The sequence below is a fragment of the Wenyingzhuangia heitensis genome, assembly GCF_011762155.1.
Classification (GTDB): Bacteria; Bacteroidota; Bacteroidia; order Flavobacteriales; family Flavobacteriaceae; genus Wenyingzhuangia; species Wenyingzhuangia heitensis.
Genome location: NZ_JAASQL010000026.1, coordinates 1 through 1,070 on the forward strand (window position 1 = coordinate 1; position 1,070 = coordinate 1,070).

The 1,070-nt window shown below is 31.7% G+C and carries 1 protein-coding gene; it reads right to left on the reverse strand.

The annotated features are described in order from the left end of the window. Nucleotides 1-279 precede the first annotated feature (279 nt). Nucleotides 280-939, reverse strand: a complete 660-nt coding sequence (locus tag FHR24_RS15555) for an HNH endonuclease (RefSeq protein ID WP_167191141.1) — start codon at nt 937-939, stop codon at nt 280-282. Nucleotides 940-1,070: the final 131 nt, after the last annotated feature.

Below are 1,070 nucleotides of genomic sequence, written 5' to 3' on the forward strand. Positions count from 1 at the left end.
AATAAACATTTTGCATTATATATGTTCCTAAATTATATTTTAGTTCAGCCCAAATGGAATCGGTTAATTTTTTTTTCATTTAATATTGCCTAACGGTCTTGTATATGAAACGTAGCGTGTAAAAAGACGCTTTCGTTTCGGATTATACACGAGCCGAATTTTTAAATTTTTCTTTTTATCTTAATTTTCTCAAAAAGCCAAATTTAAAAATTTGGCGGTCTTTGCAAATACACACAAACCTTTCGGAAAGCCTGTAATAGCTATGTTTTATATACATTGTTAGCAGTTGTTATTTAGCACGATGTTCAATTCTTCGATACTATAAGCAGGAACTTTTGAATGTAGTGCTCGGTGGCAATTCGGGCAAACTGGTCTTAAGTCCTTAATCGGATTTACAATATATTCCTCATTAATTTCCGATATGGGTTTTAAGTGATGCACTTCGATAATATCAATATTTGTGTATTTGGAAGTCTTATCCTCAAATCCGCAAAGAACACATTTTCTATCATAATGCTTTAAACATTCTTTTTTTGCTTTTGTACTTCGTTCATATCTATTTATCTCAATTCTTACTTTTCCACCTTCGTAAAGGTTTTCCTCGACATTAATTTCGTCATATTTAATGTCAATTTTGTTTTTCAGTAAAATCGATTTTATTTCTCTTAAATATTCGTTCTGCTCAATATTCTCAAATCGGCTTTTATATTCAACTCTTGATTTCCGACTTTCAGGATTAGGAAACCCTTTTCTATTTTCATAAAATCCGTCGTATTCGTCTCTCAATCTTCTAAATGACGATTCCGTAATATCAAGTACGTCACAAATAGCATTGTGCGTTTGAGTGTTATTTCCGATATTCAGAGTATCATAAGAGTCAGCATATTTTGCTAAATAATGGGCAATAAAATGTGATTCTTCAGATATCGATACTTGCATTTTTGAATTTTTGACGATGTTGGTTTTTAATAACTGCTAACGTATTTTGCTATGGTTAGTGCGGGTTTGAAAATCGACAGATTTTCGGACAAGCACTTAGCCAGAGCTTTTTGTTTGGTTTTGTTTCTTTT

Bases quoted from the DNA above. Each gene is read 5' to 3' on its own strand.
- FHR24_RS15555 (WP_167191141.1), bottom strand. From the start codon at position 939: ATGCAAGTATCGATATCTGAAGAATCACATTTTATTGCCCATTATTTA.